The sequence below is a fragment of the Pseudomonas sp. S3(2024) genome (assembly GCF_036861315.1).
In the GTDB taxonomy this organism is placed as follows: Bacteria; Pseudomonadota; Gammaproteobacteria; order Pseudomonadales; family Pseudomonadaceae; genus Aquipseudomonas; species Aquipseudomonas putida_A.
In genome coordinates, this window is the sequence record NZ_JAZAQQ010000001.1 from 719,278 (window position 1) to 734,447 (window position 15,170).

At 61.3% G+C, this 15,170-nt stretch carries 11 protein-coding genes; all 11 read left to right on the forward strand.

Annotated features, from left to right (window positions below):
- The first annotated feature begins 26 nt into the window (after nt 1–26).
- Complete coding sequence (alg8, locus tag VLA07_RS03420) at nt 27–1,508, forward strand: mannuronan synthase (RefSeq protein ID WP_333988400.1); 1,482 nt, start codon at nt 27–29, stop codon at nt 1,506–1,508.
- 35 nt (nt 1,509–1,543) lie between these two features.
- Complete coding sequence (locus tag VLA07_RS03425; RefSeq protein WP_103369089.1) at nt 1,544–2,713, forward strand: alginate biosynthesis protein Alg44; 1,170 nt, start codon at nt 1,544–1,546, stop codon at nt 2,711–2,713.
- A gap of 9 nt (nt 2,714–2,722) precedes the next feature.
- Nucleotides 2,723–4,231 (forward strand): alginate biosynthesis TPR repeat lipoprotein AlgK, encoded by a 1,509-nt coding sequence (gene algK / locus VLA07_RS03430; protein ID WP_274621138.1) that lies wholly within the window; start codon nt 2,723–2,725, stop codon nt 4,229–4,231.
- A complete protein-coding gene (locus tag VLA07_RS03435) occupies nt 4,228–5,709 on the forward strand; it encodes an alginate export family protein (RefSeq protein WP_333988401.1) in 1,482 nt (493 codons plus the stop codon). The genes algK and VLA07_RS03435 overlap by 4 nt, the downstream gene beginning before the upstream one ends.
- A 26-nt stretch (nt 5,710–5,735) precedes the next feature.
- Complete coding sequence (gene algG, locus VLA07_RS03440) at nt 5,736–7,322, forward strand: mannuronan 5-epimerase AlgG (RefSeq protein WP_115990441.1); 1,587 nt, start codon at nt 5,736–5,738, stop codon at nt 7,320–7,322.
- A gap of 10 nt (nt 7,323–7,332) precedes the next feature.
- Nucleotides 7,333–8,793, forward strand: a complete 1,461-nt coding sequence (locus VLA07_RS03445; RefSeq protein WP_333988402.1) for an alginate O-acetyltransferase — start codon at nt 7,333–7,335, stop codon at nt 8,791–8,793.
- A gap of 8 nt (nt 8,794–8,801) precedes the next feature.
- Entirely contained in the window at nt 8,802–9,926 is a 1,125-nt protein-coding gene (locus VLA07_RS03450) for a mannuronate-specific alginate lyase (protein ID WP_333988403.1), read from the forward strand.
- Nucleotides 9,927–10,120: 194 nt separating this feature from the next.
- The gene (locus tag VLA07_RS03455) at nt 10,121–11,686 is read left to right on the forward strand and encodes an MBOAT family O-acyltransferase (protein WP_027610921.1); all 1,566 of its coding nucleotides are present in this window, start codon (nt 10,121–10,123) and stop codon (nt 11,684–11,686) included.
- 10 nt (nt 11,687–11,696) lie between these two features.
- Nucleotides 11,697–12,869 carry an alginate O-acetyltransferase gene (locus tag VLA07_RS03460; RefSeq protein WP_027610920.1) on the forward strand — a complete coding sequence of 391 codons (1,173 nt, stop codon included), beginning with the start codon at nt 11,697–11,699 and terminating at the stop codon, nt 12,867–12,869.
- 15 nt (nt 12,870–12,884) lie between these two features.
- A complete protein-coding gene (locus VLA07_RS03465) occupies nt 12,885–13,541 on the forward strand; it encodes an alginate O-acetyltransferase AlgF (RefSeq protein ID WP_007969549.1) in 657 nt (218 codons plus the stop codon).
- A gap of 155 nt (nt 13,542–13,696) precedes the next feature.
- Nucleotides 13,697–15,148 (forward strand): mannose-1-phosphate guanylyltransferase/mannose-6-phosphate isomerase, encoded by a 1,452-nt coding sequence (locus VLA07_RS03470; protein ID WP_247267864.1) that lies wholly within the window; start codon nt 13,697–13,699, stop codon nt 15,146–15,148.
- Nucleotides 15,149–15,170 lie beyond the last annotated feature (22 nt).

Below are 15,170 nucleotides of genomic sequence, written 5' to 3' on the forward strand. Positions count from 1 at the left end.
AGCCTCTCTTACCTTGGATGACGTCGATGACCAAGCTCAAACATTTCTTTCTGCAATCCGCCGGCTGGCTTTTGTTTCTGAGCCTGTTGTTGGGCCTGGCCTTGATGCTGCCCACGTCCACGTTCGACTCCGAGTCGAAGGACTTTATTTTCCTGATTGGCGCCGTGGGTATCTGGCGCTACTCGATGGGTGCAACGCACTTTGTGCGCGGCATGATTTTTCTCTACATCGTTTACCCGCACCTGCGCCGCAAAGTGCGCAAGCTGGGTAAGGCGGCGGACCCGTCGCATGTGTTTCTGATGGTCACCAGTTTCCGTATCGACGCGCTGACCACCGCACAGGTCTACAGCTCGGTGATCCGCGAAGCCATCGACTGCGAACTGCCGACCACCGTGGTCTGCTCGATCGTCGAAATGTCCGATGAGCTGCTGGTGAAAGCGCTGTGGGCGCGGATGAATCCGCCAGACCGCGTGAAGCTCGACTTCGTGCGCATTCCCGGCACCGGCAAGCGCGATGGCCTGGCCTACGGTTTCCGCGCAATCTCCCGTCACCTGCCAGACGACCGCGCCGTGGTGGCCGTGATCGACGGCGACACCGTGCTCGGCGAAGGCACCGTACGCAAGACCGTGCCGTGGTTCCAGCTGTTCGGCAATGTCGGCGGCCTGACCACCAACGAGTTCTGCGAAGTGCGCGGCGGCTACATCATGAGCGAATGGCACAAGCTGCGTTTCGCCCAGCGCCACATCAACATGTGCTCGATGGCCCTGTCCAAGCGCGTGCTGACCATGACCGGGCGCATGTCGGTGTTCCGTGCCACCGTGGTCACCGACCCGGAATTCATCGCCGACGTCGAAAGCGACTCGCTGCAACACTGGCGCCTGGGCCGTTTCAAGTTTCTCACCGGCGACGACAAGTCGAGCTGGTTCAGCCTGATGCGCCTGGGTTACGACACCTTTTACGTGCCGGACGCCGCGATCAACACCGTTGAGCATCCGCCGGAAAAGAGCTTCATCAAGGCCAGCCGCAAACTGATGTTCCGCTGGTACGGCAACAACCTGCGCCAGAACTCGCGAGCGCTGGGCCTAGGTGTGAAACGCCTCGGCGCCTTCACCTCGGTGGTGCTGTTCGACCAGCGCGTGTCGATGTGGACCTCGTTGCTGGGCCTGACCGTGGCCCTCATCGCCAGCTTCAAGTACGGCGGCGCGTTCATCCTCGCCTACCTGCTGTGGATCGGCATCACCCGCCTGATTCTGACCCTGCTGCTGTCGTGCTCCGGTCACCGGATCGGCCCGGCCTATCCCGTGATTCTGTATTACAACCAGATCGTCGGTGCGCTGGTGAAGATCTACGTGTTCTTCCGCCTCGACCAGCAATCCTGGACGCGCCAACCCACTTCCCTGACCCGTGATCTCGCCAGCTTTCAACGTTGGTTCAACACCTGGTCGTCTCGGACCATGACCTTCTCCGCCGGCAGCATTTTCGTCGCCGTGCTGCTGATGATGGTCTGACCTGCCCCTATTGAATTAACAAGGAAATCGCCCCCATGAATACCGCCGTCAACGCCAACGTAGTGCATGAATCCGAAGCCCAGCGTCAGCACGCCCGAGTGAAAATCCCGGCCAAACTGCGTTTCTTCGGCCCGGACCGGACGCCGGTCGAAGCGCGGGTCCTCGACCTGTCCGCCGGTGGTCTGGCGTTTAACGCCGGGCAACTGCCGCTGACTATCGGCGAGGTGTACAAGGCACGCCTGCAATTCGTCATCGACAACCTCGGTCTGGCCATGGACGTCGAACTTCAAGTGCGCTCCTACGATCGCCAGAGCGGCCGCGCCGGTTGCCAGTTCCAGAACCTTGAGCCGCAGGACATCTCCACCCTGCGCCACCTGATCACTTCGCACCTGGCCGGCGACATCGTCAGCATGGGTGAAGTACTGGCGACCCTGCAACGCGACAACTTCACCAAGGCGCGCAAGGTCAAGGACGGCGGGAGCGGCATGACCCCGTTCGGGCGTCTGAAAGCCGTGACTTTCAGCGCTGGCATTTTCGCCATCGGTCTGGTCGCTTTCGGTTTCGTCTTCAAGTCGGTGTACGGCATGTACTTCGTCAGCCACGCGCAAGCAGGTCTGGTCAGCGTGCCGGGAATGAACATCACCATGCCGCGTGACGGCACCGTGCAGAGCCTGGTCAAGTCCGACGGCGTCGCCGCCAAAGGCGCCCCGCTGGCGACCTTCAGCACCAGCATGCTCGACGTGCTCAAGGGCCATCTGGACGAAGACCAGTTGCAACCGGCCAAGGTTGAAGAACTGTTCGGCAAGCAGATGACCGGCACCCTGACCTCGCCGTGCGATTGCACCGTGGCCCAGCAACTGGTGGCTGACGGTCAGTACGCCAGCAAGGGCGACGTGATCTTCACTCTGGTACCGCGCAATACACAGGCCACCGTCGATGCACGCTTCTCCTATCGCCAGTTCGGCGACGTGCGTCCGGGTACGCGAGTGAGCTTCCAGATCGCCGGCGAAGACCAGACCCGCACCGGCAAGATCGTCAGCAGCACCAGCCTGAAAAGTGCCGACCTGTCCTCCGACATCCGCGTACAGATCCAGCCTGACGAGCCGCTGGACAGCAGCTTCGCCGGCCGCCCGGTGGAAGTGAACAGCGATCGTGGTCCGAACCTGAACTGGCTGATCGACAAAGCCATGGCCGCCGGTCTTTAAGTCGAGGACATGCCTGTGACTACTCCACCCATCCTGAAAACACCGCGAGCCCTGTGGGAGCTGGCCTGCCAGCGATTGGATCAGCGCGGTGTGTCTGATGTACCGCGCCGCCTGAATCGCGAGCAGGCTCACTCCTACATGGGAGCGGTATGTGCAGTTGCATTGGCGGTGAGTCTCGCCGGTTGCGCCGGCCTGCCCGACCAACGCCTGGCGAACGAAGCGCTCAAGCGTGGCGACACCGCCACCGCCGCGCAGAACTACCGCGCACTGGCAGATCTGGGTTACAGCGAGGCGCAAGTCGGTCTCGCCGATATCCAGGTCGACAGCCGCGACCCCGAGCAGATCAAACAGGCCGAAGCGACCTACCGCGCCGCCGCCGACGTGTCGCCACGGGCCCAGGCCCGTCTCGGTCGTCTGCTGGTGGCCAAACCGGGCTCCACTGAGGCCGAGCACCATGAAGCCGAAAGCCTGCTGAAAAAAGCCGCCGCCAATGGCGAAGGCAACACGTTGATCCCGCTGGCGATGCTGTACCTGCAATTCCCGCACAGCTTCCCGAACATCAACGCGCAGCAACAGATCGATCAGTGGCGCAAATCCGGTTACCCGGAAGCGGGTCTGGCGCAGGTGTTGCTGTATCGCACTCAGGGCACTTACGACCAGCATCTGGATGACGTGGAAAAAATCTGCAAGGCCGCGCTCAACACCACCGACATCTGCTACGTCGAACTGGCCACGGTCTATCAGAAACGCGCCCAGCCGGAGCAACAGGCCGAGCTGATCAAGCAGATGCAGGCCGGTTACAGCCGTGGCACGGTCAGCGCGCAGCGCGTCGATTCGGTGGCCCGCGTGCTGGCCGATTCGACCCTCGGCAAGACCGACGAGAAGACCGCGCAGTCGCTGCTCGAACCGATCGCTCCGGGCTACCCGGCATCGTGGGTGACCCTCGCGCAACTGCTTTACGACTTCCCGGAACTGGGCGACGTCGATCAGATGATGAAGTACCTGGACAACGGCCGCGCCGCCGACCAGCCGCGCGCCGAACTGTTGCTGGGCAAGCTTTACTACGAAGGCAAACTGGTGCCGGCCGACGCCAAAGTCGCCGAAGAACACTTCCAGAAAGCCGTCGGCCGCGAAGTCGCCGCCGACTATTACCTCGGCCAGATCTATCGCCGTGGTTACCTGGGCAAGGTCTACCCGCAGAAGGCCCTCGACCACCTGCTGACCGCTGCGCGCAATGGCCAGAACAGCGCCGATTTCGCCATCGCCCAACTGTTTTCCCAAGGCAAGGGCACCAAGCCCGACCCGCTCAACGCCTACGTATTCAGCCAATTGGCCAAGGCGCAGAACACTCCGCAAGCCGATGAACTGGCGACCACCCTGGCCGCGCAATTGCCGCCCGAGCGTCTGGCCGAAGCCCAGCGCCTGCTGCAACAGGAACAGGCCAGCCGTGGCGCCCTGAACCAGAACACGCTGCAACTGCACGCCCTGCAAGAAGAAGACGGCGAGGAATCCCTATGAAGTTGAATCCCTTTGTGAAGGCCGGCATTGGCCTCACGTTCGCGCTGATCTGGTCTTGCCCGACACTGGCCGCGATGACTGAAACCAAGAACTTCGGCCTGGAAGTGAAGATCACCGGCCAGTCCGAAGATGACCGCGACCTCGGCACCGCCAGCGGCGGCGACGTCAACGGTGTGGGCCTGGACTTGCGTCCGTGGGTCTACGGCGAAAGCGGCGCGTGGAGTGCCTACGCCATGGGCCAGGCCGTGACGTCGACCGACATCATCGAGACCGACACCCTGCAGCAGTCCGACGGTGAACAAACCACCGACAACAGCGACCGCAAAACCAAGAAAAACTATCTGGCGATGCGCGAGTTCTGGGTCGGCTACAGCGGCCTGACCCCGTACCCCGGCGAGATGCTCAAGTTCGGTCGCCAGCGTCTGCGCAATGACGACGGCCAATGGCGCGACACCAACATCGAAGCGCTGAACTGGACCTTCGACACCACCCTGTTGCGTGCCAACGTCGGTGTTGCCGAACGCTTCAGCGAATACCGCACCGACCTCAAAGAGCTGGCACCAAAAGACAAGGATCGCCTGCACGCCTACGCCGATGCCGCTTACCAGTGGACACCCGGCAACTGGGTCGGCATTCGCGGTCATCACACCCACGACAACGGCAAGCTCGATTACGCCGAACCTGGCGTGCCCCGCGACACCCTCGACAAGACCCAGAACGGCGACATCAGCTGGCTCGGTCTGACCGCCGACAGCGACGCCTACAACTGGCGCAACACCAACACCGTCAACTACTGGGGCAGCATCACCGGCATGAGCGGCGACCTCGATTCGGTCAACCCGCTGAATGCCGATGGCAGCCGCCCGGCGCAGGCCAAACACAGCGATGACATCAATGGCTGGGCCACTGACCTGGGCGTGCGTCTGCGCCTCGATCCGCAGTGGCAGGTCGGTGCGGCCTACGCCCGCGCCAGCGCCGATTACCAGCAGAACGGTCTGGAGAGCAACCGCTCCAACTACACCGGTACCCGCTCGCGCGTGCACCGTTTCGGCGAAGCGTTCCGCGGCGAAATGAACAACATGCAGACCGCGACCCTGTTCGGTTCGTGGATGCTCAACGACCAGTACGACGCTAGCCTGATCTACCACAAGTTCTGGCGCGTGGACGGCAACAAGCCGGTGGGCAGCAACGGCATCAACGCCGTGGAAAACAACACCGACGACGTCACTGGCGCGATCCTCTCCAGCACCTCGCTGCCACTGCAGGATGGCAACAAGGATCTGGGTCAGGAAATGGACCTGGTGGTGACCAAGTACTTCAAGCAAGGCCTGCTGCCAGCGGCGTTGAGCCAGTCGATCGACGAACCGTCGGCGCTGGTGCGCTTCCGTGGCGGTGTGTTCAAGCCCGGTGATGCCTATGGCAGCCAGGTCGATTCGTACATGCACCGCGCGTTCATCGACGTGATCTGGCGCTTCTGATGCAAACCGCCAAGGGAGTGCCCGACATGCACCATGCAAGGAAAGGCTCGCTCAGCCTGTTGGCCGGCGCCATGCTGCTGGCCTCCGCTGGCGCGTTCGCCACGGTGGAACCGGCTGTGCCTCAACAGGGCAAACCGGTGACCACCGCCAAAGAGCTGCAACAAGCCAAGACCTACACCGTCAGCAGCGCGCCGACCGAGGCGCTGGAGCTGGCCAAGCCGAAACTGCCCGACCTGTCCGGCTTCACCGCCGAGGCTGCCGCCGCGAAGATCAATCGCAGCAAACCGGGCAAGATCAGCGTGCGTCGGATGATGCAGGAAGACGCGCTGAAGGACTTCATCGGCGGCGACAACAAGATGGCCGAATGGGTGGTGCGTCAGCACGGCATCCCGCAGGCGATCTTCGTCGACGACGGTTACCTGAACCTCAAGGATCTGGCGCAGAAGCTGCCCAAGCAGTACTTCAGCGAGACCGCGCCGGGCGTGTACCTGGCGAAGCTGCCGATCGTGGTCGGCCGCAAAGGCATCCTCGAAATCGACGGCCAGACCCAGGAGTTGCGCCTGTCGCAAGAGGCCGGTTCGTTCCTGGTCAACGACGGTCAGCTGTTCGTGCGTGACACCAAAGTCACCGGCTGGCGCGAGAAGGACAACGGCCCGGCAACCTTCCGTTCGCCGAAGGAATTCCGTCCGTTCCTGCTGGCCTGGGGCGGCACCGAGACCTACATCGTCAACAGCAAGATGGCCAGTTTCGGCTACGCCAACAGTAAGTCGTACGGGGTGAGTATTTCCCAGTACACGCCGAACATGGCCAAGGTGCTCAAGCGTCCCGAGCCGACCGGCTGGATCGTCGGCTCCGAGTTCTCCGACATGTGGTACGGCTTCTACTGCTACGAGACCCGCGACTTCGTGGTCAAGGGCAACACTTACAAGGACAACATCGTCTACGGCATCGACCCGCACGACCGTTCCCACGGTCTGATCATTGCCGAGAACACCGTCCACGGTACGAAGAAGAAGCACGGCATCATCATTTCCCGTGAAGTGAACGACAGCTTCATCTTCAACAACAAGAGCTACGACAACCACCTCTCGGGCCTGGTGATCGACCGTAACAGCGTCAACAACATCATTGCCTACAACGAGATCTACAAGAACCACACCGACGGCATCACCCTCTACGAGTCCGCCGACAACCTGCTGTGGGGCAACAAGGTCATCAGCAACAAGCGCCACGGCATCCGCATTCGTAACAGCGTGAACATCCGCCTCTACGAAAACGTCGCCATGGCCAACGGCCTGACCGGCGTCTACGGCCACATCAAGGACCTGACCGACACCGACCGTGACATCAAGCTCGACCCGTTCGACGCCCAGGTCTCGCTGATCGTGGTCGGCGGTGAACTGGCGGCCAACGGCAGCGGGCCGATGGCCATCGACTCGCCGTTGAGCGTCGAGCTGTATCGCGTATCGATGCTGGCGCCGACCAAATCCAGCGGCATCAGCTTCAACGGCATCCTCGGCGAGCGCCAGGATGAAATTCTCGACCTGCTGGTGCGCCAGCAGAAAGCCGTGCTGATCGACCCTGTCGAACGCCAGACCGAATTGCAGGACTGAGGATAATTTTATGCACCCACACTTGATCAGATTACTCAGCCTGTCGGCCCTGACCGTGGGCATTCTGGCGGCCAGCCAAGGCGCTCGCGCCGATGCAGCGGCGGGCGCCACCCCGCCAAAGTTCAGCGCCGAACCGTGCTGCAACCTGTGCCCGGCCGCCCATGACGCGAAGAACTACACCACGCGTTATCAGCAGAACTTCACCACCCTGGTGCAGGCGCAGGGCGACTGGCTGTTCCGTACCCAGGAAGATCTGCGTACCGAGTTCAACACCACCCCGGCCGGCTACAAACGCCTGCAACAGCTGCACGATGCGTTCAAGGCCAAAGGCGTCGAACTGGTGATCGTCTATCAGCCGACCCGTGGTTTGGTGAACCGCAACAAGCTCAACCCGCAGGAAAAAGCCGCGTTCGATTACGAGAAAGCGCTGGGCAACTACAAGACCATGCTCGGCCGTTTCGCGCAGATGGGTTACGTGGTACCGGACCTGTCGCCGCTGACCAACGAATCGCTGCCGGACACCCTGCCCGCCCACGATTTCTACTTCCGCGGCGACCAGCACTGGACCCCATACGGCGCCCAGCGCACGGCGAAAATTGTCGCCGAGAAGGTCAAGCAGATTCCGGCCTTCGCCGACATTCCCAAGCGTGAATTCGAGACCAAGCGCACCGGGCGCATGGGCAAGACCGGCACCCTGCACAACATGGCCGGGCAACTGTGCGGCACCAGTTACGCGATCCAGTACATGGACCAGTTCACCACCGAGCCGAAAGGCGAAGCCGGTGACGGCGACCTGTTCGGTGATTCCGGCAACCCGCAAATCACCCTCGTGGGCACCTCGCACAGCGGCAAGAACTACAACTTCGCTGGTTTCCTCGAAGAGGCAATCGGCGCCGACATCCTCAACGTCGCCTTCCCCGGCGGTGGTCTCGAAGGTTCGATGCTGCAGTACCTCGGTAGCGACGAATTCCAGAAGACCCCGCCGAAGATCCTCATCTGGGAATTCTCGCCGCTGTACCGTCTCGACCAGGAAACCATCTATCGCCAAATGATGGCGCTGCTGGATAACGGTTGCGAAGGCAAAGACACGCAAATGTCCGCCAGCACCACGCTCAAGCCTGGCGGCAAACAGGAACTGCTGGTCAACAGCAAGAACCTGAACCTGCAGAACAGCAGCCATCAGGTCGACATCCGCTTCGCCGACACCTCGGTGAAAACCCTGCAAGCCACCCTCTGGTACATGAACGGTCGCCACGAGGACATCAAGATCGAGAAACCGGAAACCTCCGACACCGACGGTCGTTTCGCCTTTGAGCTGCGCACGGACGAAGACTGGGCCTCGCAAAATCTGCTGGCAGTCGAAGTCCAGGGCCCGGAAGCGGGTACCGCGCCGCAAAAAGTCGAAGCGAAAATCTGCAAACGCAACGTATTCCCGGGCGCTGGGCCACAAACCGCTCAGCTCGGGCAATGAGGTCTGCTATGCGAAATCGAACGATCAAACACTTGCTTGCGCCATCCCTGCTGACCCTGGCGATGTTCGCCGGGGCCACTCAGGCCGCCGCGCCACTGCGTCCGCCGCAGGGCTACTTTGCGCCGGTGGATAAATTCAAGAGCGGCGACAACAGCGAAGGCTGCGACGCGATGCCGGCGCCGTACACCGGGCCGCTGCAATTTCGCAGCAAGTACGAAGGCTCGGACAAGGCCCGCGCGACCCTGAACGTGCAGTCGGAAAAAGCCTTCCGCGACACCACCAAGGACATCACCACGCTGGAGCGCGGCACCGCCAAACGCGTAATGCAGTTCATGCGCGACGGTCGTCCGGAGCAACTCGACTGCACGCTCAACTGGCTGACCGCGTGGGCCAAGGCCGATGCGTTGATGTCGAAAGACTTCAACCACACCGGCAAATCGATGCGCAAATGGGCGCTGGGCAGCATGGCCTCTTCGTACATTCGCCTGAAGTTCTCCGACTCGCATCCGCTGGCCACGCATCAGCAAGAAGCGCAGCAGATCGAGGCGTGGTTCAGCAAGATGGCCGATCAGGTGGTCAGCGACTGGGACAACCTGCCGCTGGAAAAAACCAACAACCACTCGTACTGGGCCGCGTGGTCGGTGATGGCGACCTCGATCGCCACCAACCGTCGCGACCTGTTTGATTGGGCAGTGAAGGAATACAAGGTCGGGGTCAATCAAATCGACGCCGACGGCTTCCTGCCCAACGAGCTCAAGCGCCAGCAACGCGCCCTCGCCTATCACAACTACGCCCTGCCGCCACTGGCGATGATCGCCAGTTTCGCCCAGGTCAACGGTGTCGATCTGCGTCAGGAAAACAACAGCGCGCTCAAGCGTCTGGGTGACCGGGTGCTGGCCGGGGTGAAAGACCCGGATCAGTTCGAGAAGAAGAACGGCAAAGAGCAGGACATGACCGACCTGAAAGAGGACATGAAATTCGCCTGGCTCGAACCGTTCTGCACCCTCTACACCTGCCCGGCGGATGTGATCGAGAGGAAGCACGGCATGCAGCCGTTCAAGACCTTCCGCCTGGGTGGCGACCTGACCAAGGTCTACGACCCGTCCCACGAGAAGGGCAACAAGGGTTCGTAAGAGTGAATGCAATCCCCTGTGGGAGCGGGCTTGCTCGCGAATGCGGTCTGACATTCAAAACTGATGTCGACTGACACACCGCCTTCGCGAGCAAGCCCGCTCCCACAGTGAAGTGATGTCGCCCCCTGAATTTTCACGGGGGGTTTGGGGGGGCTTTGGCCCTTGACTGTTGGTTCAAACATGGAGAGATCGGGATGGTATTTTCATCCAACGTGTTCCTGTTTCTGTTCTTGCCGATCTTTCTCGGCTTGTACTACTTGAGCGGGCAACGCTATCGCAACCTGTTGCTGCTGATCGCCAGCTACGTGTTCTACGCGTGGTGGCGGGTGGACTTCCTGGCGCTGTTCGCCGGCGTCACCCTGTGGAACTACTGGATCGGCCTGAAAGTCGGTGCCGCCGGCGTGCGCAGCAAACCGGCACAGCGCTGGCTGCTGCTCGGCGTGGCGGTCGACCTGTGCATCCTCGGCTACTTCAAGTACGCCAACTTCGGCGTGGACAGCATCAACGCGATCATGACCTCGTTCGGTCTGGAACCGTTCATCCTGACCCACGTGCTGCTGCCGATCGGTATCTCGTTCTACATCTTCGAATCGATCAGCTACATCATCGACGTGTATCGCGGCGACACCCCGGCCACCCGCAACCTGATCGACTTCGCGGCGTTCGTGGCGATCTTCCCGCACCTGATTGCCGGCCCGGTCCTGCGTTTTCGCGACCTCGCCGACCAGTTCAACAACCGCACCCACACCCTCGACAAGTTCTCCGAAGGTTGCACGCGGTTCATGCAGGGTTTCATCAAGAAGGTCTTCATCGCCGACACCCTCGCCGTGGTTGCCGATCATTGCTTCGCCCTGCAAAACCCGACCACCGGGGATGCCTGGCTTGGCGCGCTGGCGTACACCGCGCAGCTGTATTTCGACTTCTCCGGTTACAGCGACATGGCCATCGGTCTGGGTCTGATGATGGGTTTCCGCTTCATGGAAAACTTCAAGCAGCCGTACATCAGCCAGTCGATCACCGAGTTCTGGCGCCGCTGGCACATCAGCCTGTCGACCTGGCTGCGTGACTACCTGTACATCACCCTCGGCGGTAACCGTAAAGGCACGCTGATGACCTATCGCAACCTGTTCCTGACCATGCTGCTGGGTGGTCTGTGGCACGGCGCGAATATCACTTACATCGTCTGGGGCGCCTGGCACGGCATGTGGCTGGCGATCGAAAAAATGCTCGGCATCAACACCTCGCCGCGCAGCCTGAACCCGATCCGCTGGGCGCTGACCTTCCTGCTGGTGGTGATGGGCTGGGTGATCTTCCGTGCCGAAAACCTGCACGTCGCCGGGCGCATGTACGGCGCGATGTTCAGCTTCAGCGACTGGTCGCTGTCGGAACTCAACCGCGCCAGCCTCACTGGTCTGCAAGTGGCGACCCTGGTGGTGGCGTACGCAACCCTGGCGTTCTTCGGCCTGCGTGATCTGTACACCAACCAGCCTCCGGTGAAGAGCAAACCTGAAGTCAACGTCGAAGCCAACGGCCCTGCCACCGCGACCCCGGGCATGATCAAAGCCGCGCCTGGCGAAAACCCGGCGAGCATCCACGAGCCTGGCTACACCGTCGGCGTCGAGGCGCAGGTGCAACCGGCCTACTGGACGGCGGACTGGTCACGCTACGTGATGCGCGGGCTGATCCTGCTGCTGTTCATCGCCTCGATTCTCAAACTCTCGGCGCAAAGCTTCTCGCCGTTCCTTTACTTCCAGTTCTGAGGGATCTGACATGACCCGCTCATTACGCATCTTCTACATCGCGCTGTTTCTGGTGACCCTGCTGGTGCTCGGTCTGTGGTCGGTGCGCAGCTTCTTCGGCTTCAGCACCAACGCCGATGCGACCGTGCTTAACGGTCGCTGGACCAAAGCCGTGGAAACCCACTACGACGATCAGTTTCCGATCAAGCGTCTGGGCACCAACCTCTGGGCGGCGCTGGATTTCAAACTGTTCAACGAAGGTCGTCCGGGCGTAGTGCTCGGTCGCGATCAGTGGCTATACAGCGACGAGGAATTCAACCCGATCGTCAACGAAGAACTGAACCTGCAAGGCAACTACGCGCTGGTCGAAGGCGTGCGCCAGACCCTGAAAGAGAAAGGCGTGAAACTGGTGATGGCCATCGTGCCGGCCAAGGTGCGTCTGTACCCGGAACACCTGGGTGAGGTGAAACCGGCGAGCATCCACGCCAACCTCTATCAGGACTTCCACGCCCGTGTCGCCGCAGACAAGATCCTCGCCCCGGACCTGCTTGGCCCACTGCAAAAAGCCAAGCAGAACGGTCAGCAAGTGTTCTTGCGCACCGACACCCACTGGACCCCGGAAGGCGCTGAAATCGCCGCCAACACCCTGGCCAAGACTATCGCCGACAAGTTCCCGCTCAGCGGCGAGCCACAGCGCTTCGTCACCACGCCAGCGGAGAAGGTCACGCACAAGGGCGACCTGCGTCTGTTCCTGCCGCTGGATCCGCTGTTCGAAAACCTGATGCCGGCACAAGAGCCGCTGCAGAAGCGCAACACCGTGGCCGCCGAGCAGCCTGCCGGTGACGACGCGCTGTTCGCCAGCAGCGAAGTACCGGTCGCACTGATCGGCACCAGCTACAGCGCCAACCCTAACTGGAACTTCGTCGGTGCGCTGAAACAAGCGCTGCACAGCGACGTGGTCAATTACGCCGAGGACGGCCACGGCCCGATCCTGCCGATGCTCAGCTACCTGAAAAGCGATGACTTCAAGAACAGCCCGCCACAGGTGCTGATCTGGGAGTTTCCTGAACGATATCTGCCTGTGAACAACGAAATCGGCGACGCCGACCCACAGTGGGTCGCAGAGCTCAAACAAGCCGGTGCTCGCCAACAAAACGTAGCCATCAACACTAAATCCGAGACGCCCGATCGGGCGCAAAACTGAAAGAGAGGTAACACCATGACTTTCACTACTACTCCTCGTCGTCTCGCCAAACGCTTCGCATTGGTTGCGGGTCTGAGCGTGCTATCGGTCCAGGCCTTTGCCGGTGGTGACGCCGCGCTGTACGGCCCGACCGCGCCGAAAGGCTCGACTTTCGTGCGGGTCTACAACGCCAGCAACGCCGAAGTCAGCGCCACCGTCGGCAGCACCAACCTGAGCGACGTTGCGCCACTGGCCAGCAGCGACTTCAGCTTCATGCCGGGCGGTGACTACAGCGCCAAGGTCGGCAGCCAGACCCTGCCGGTCAAACTCGCCGGTGACCACTACTACACCCTGGTCAACAACGCGTCCGGCGCGCCGCAACTGATCGAAGAACCACCGTTCAAGAACAAGCAGAAATCCCTGGTGCGCGTGCAGAACCTCAGCGACAAGCCGCTGACCCTGAAGACCGCCGACGGCAAGACCGACGTGGTGCCGAACGTGGCCGCCAAGGGCCGTGGCGAACGTGAAATCAACCCGGTGAAAGTCAGCCTGGCGCTGTACGAAGGCGACAAGAAAGTCGGCGACGTGAAACCGGTCGCGCTGGAGCGCGGTGAAGCAGCGGTGCTGTACGTCACCGGTTCCGGCAGCAGCCTGTCGCCAGTCTGGGTGAAACGCCCGGTGTCGACTCGCTAACCAATTTCATGAACTGACGCAGTAACCCTGTGGGAGCGAGCCTGCTCGCGAATACGGTCCGACATCCAACATCAATGTCGACTGATGTACCGCTTTCGCGAGCAGGCTCGCTCCCACAGGGCCTCTAACCAATCGATTTTTATGGAGTAAACAATATGATTCCGGTGATCTTGTCAGGTGGTAGCGGTTCACGTCTTTGGCCGCTTTCGCGCAAGCAATTCCCTAAACAATTCCTCGCCCTGACCGGCGAACACACGCTGTTCCAGCAAACTCTGGAGCGCCTGGTGTTCGAAGGTATGGACACGCCGATCGTGGTCTGCAACAAGGATCACCGCTTCATTGTCAACGAACAGTTGGCCAACCGTAACCTCGAATGCCAGCGCATCCTGATGGAACCGTTCGGCCGCAACACCGCACCAGCGGTAGCGCTGACTGCGATGATGCTGGTCAACGAAGGGCGTGACGAACTGATGCTGGTGCTGCCGGCCGACCACGTACTGGAAGACCAGAAAGCCCTGCAACGCGCCCTTGCCCTGGCCACCGTCGCCGCCGAAAACGGCGAGATGGTGCTGTTCGGCGTGCCGGCGACCAAGCCGGAAACCGGCTACGGCTACATCAAGTCAACTGGCGATTCGCTGCTGCCCGAAGGCGTCAGCCGCGTTTCGCACTTCGTCGAAAAACCCGACGTCAAACGCGCCACCGAGTACGTTGAGTCCGGCGGCTACTACTGGAACAGCGGCATGTTCCTGTTCCGCGCCAGCCGCTTCCTCGAAGAGCTGAAAAAGCACGATCCGGACATCTACGACACCTGCCTGCTGACCCTCGAACGCAGCCAGCAGGACGCCGACAGCGTCACGTTGGATGAAGCCACCTTCGCCTGCTGCCCGGACAACTCCATCGACTACTCGGTGATGGAAAAAACCCAACGCGCCTGCGTGGTGCCGCTGTCCGCTGGCTGGAGCGATGTCGGTTGCTGGTCGTCGCTGTGGGAAGTCAACGAGAAGGACGCCAACGGCAACGTCAGCAAGGGCGACGTAGTGATCCAGGACAGCAAGAACTGCATGATCCACGGCAACGGCAAACTGGTGTCGGTGATCGGCCTGGAAAACATCGTCGTGGTCGAAACCAAGGACGCGATGATGATCGCCCACAAGGACAAGGTTCAGGGCGTCAAGCAGATGGTCAACACCCTCAACGAGCAGGGCCGCAGCGAAACCCAGAACCACTGCGAAGTTTACCGTCCGTGGGGCTCGTATGACTCGGTGGACATGGGCGGGCGTTTTCAGGTCAAGCACATCTCGGTCAAACCGGGCGCGTGCCTGTCGCTGCAGATGCACCACCACCGCGCCGAGCACTGGATCGTGGTCAGCGGCACTGCTGAAGTGACCTGCGACGAGAACGTCTTTCTGCTCACTGAAAACCAGTCGACCTACATCCCGATCGCCTCGGTGCACCGCCTGCGCAACCCGGGCAAGATCCCGCTGGAAATCATCGAAGTGCAATCGGGTTCGTACCTGGGTGAAGACGATATCGAACGCTTCGAAGATATCTACGGCCGCTCCACCCCGGTCGAACGCGGCGTGTCGGTGAAAACCATCGCGCAGTGATCACCCGGCAATGAGAAGCCCC

Coding starts and splice junctions, on each gene's coding strand:
- alg8 (WP_333988400.1), top strand. CDS start 27: ATGACCAAGCTCAAACATTTCTTTCTGCAATCCGCCGGCTGGCTTTTG.
- VLA07_RS03425 (WP_103369089.1), top strand. CDS start 1,544: ATGAATACCGCCGTCAACGCCAACGTAGTGCATGAATCCGAAGCCCAG.
- algK (WP_274621138.1), top strand. CDS start 2,723: ATGCCTGTGACTACTCCACCCATCCTGAAAACACCGCGAGCCCTGTGG.
- VLA07_RS03435 (WP_333988401.1), top strand. CDS start 4,228: ATGAAGTTGAATCCCTTTGTGAAGGCCGGCATTGGCCTCACGTTCGCG.
- algG (WP_115990441.1), top strand. CDS start 5,736: ATGCACCATGCAAGGAAAGGCTCGCTCAGCCTGTTGGCCGGCGCCATG.
- VLA07_RS03445 (WP_333988402.1), top strand. CDS start 7,333: ATGCACCCACACTTGATCAGATTACTCAGCCTGTCGGCCCTGACCGTG.
- VLA07_RS03450 (WP_333988403.1), top strand. CDS start 8,802: ATGCGAAATCGAACGATCAAACACTTGCTTGCGCCATCCCTGCTGACC.
- VLA07_RS03455 (WP_027610921.1), top strand. CDS start 10,121: ATGGTATTTTCATCCAACGTGTTCCTGTTTCTGTTCTTGCCGATCTTT.
- VLA07_RS03460 (WP_027610920.1), top strand. CDS start 11,697: ATGACCCGCTCATTACGCATCTTCTACATCGCGCTGTTTCTGGTGACC.
- VLA07_RS03465 (WP_007969549.1), top strand. CDS start 12,885: ATGACTTTCACTACTACTCCTCGTCGTCTCGCCAAACGCTTCGCATTG.
- VLA07_RS03470 (WP_247267864.1), top strand. CDS start 13,697: ATGATTCCGGTGATCTTGTCAGGTGGTAGCGGTTCACGTCTTTGGCCG.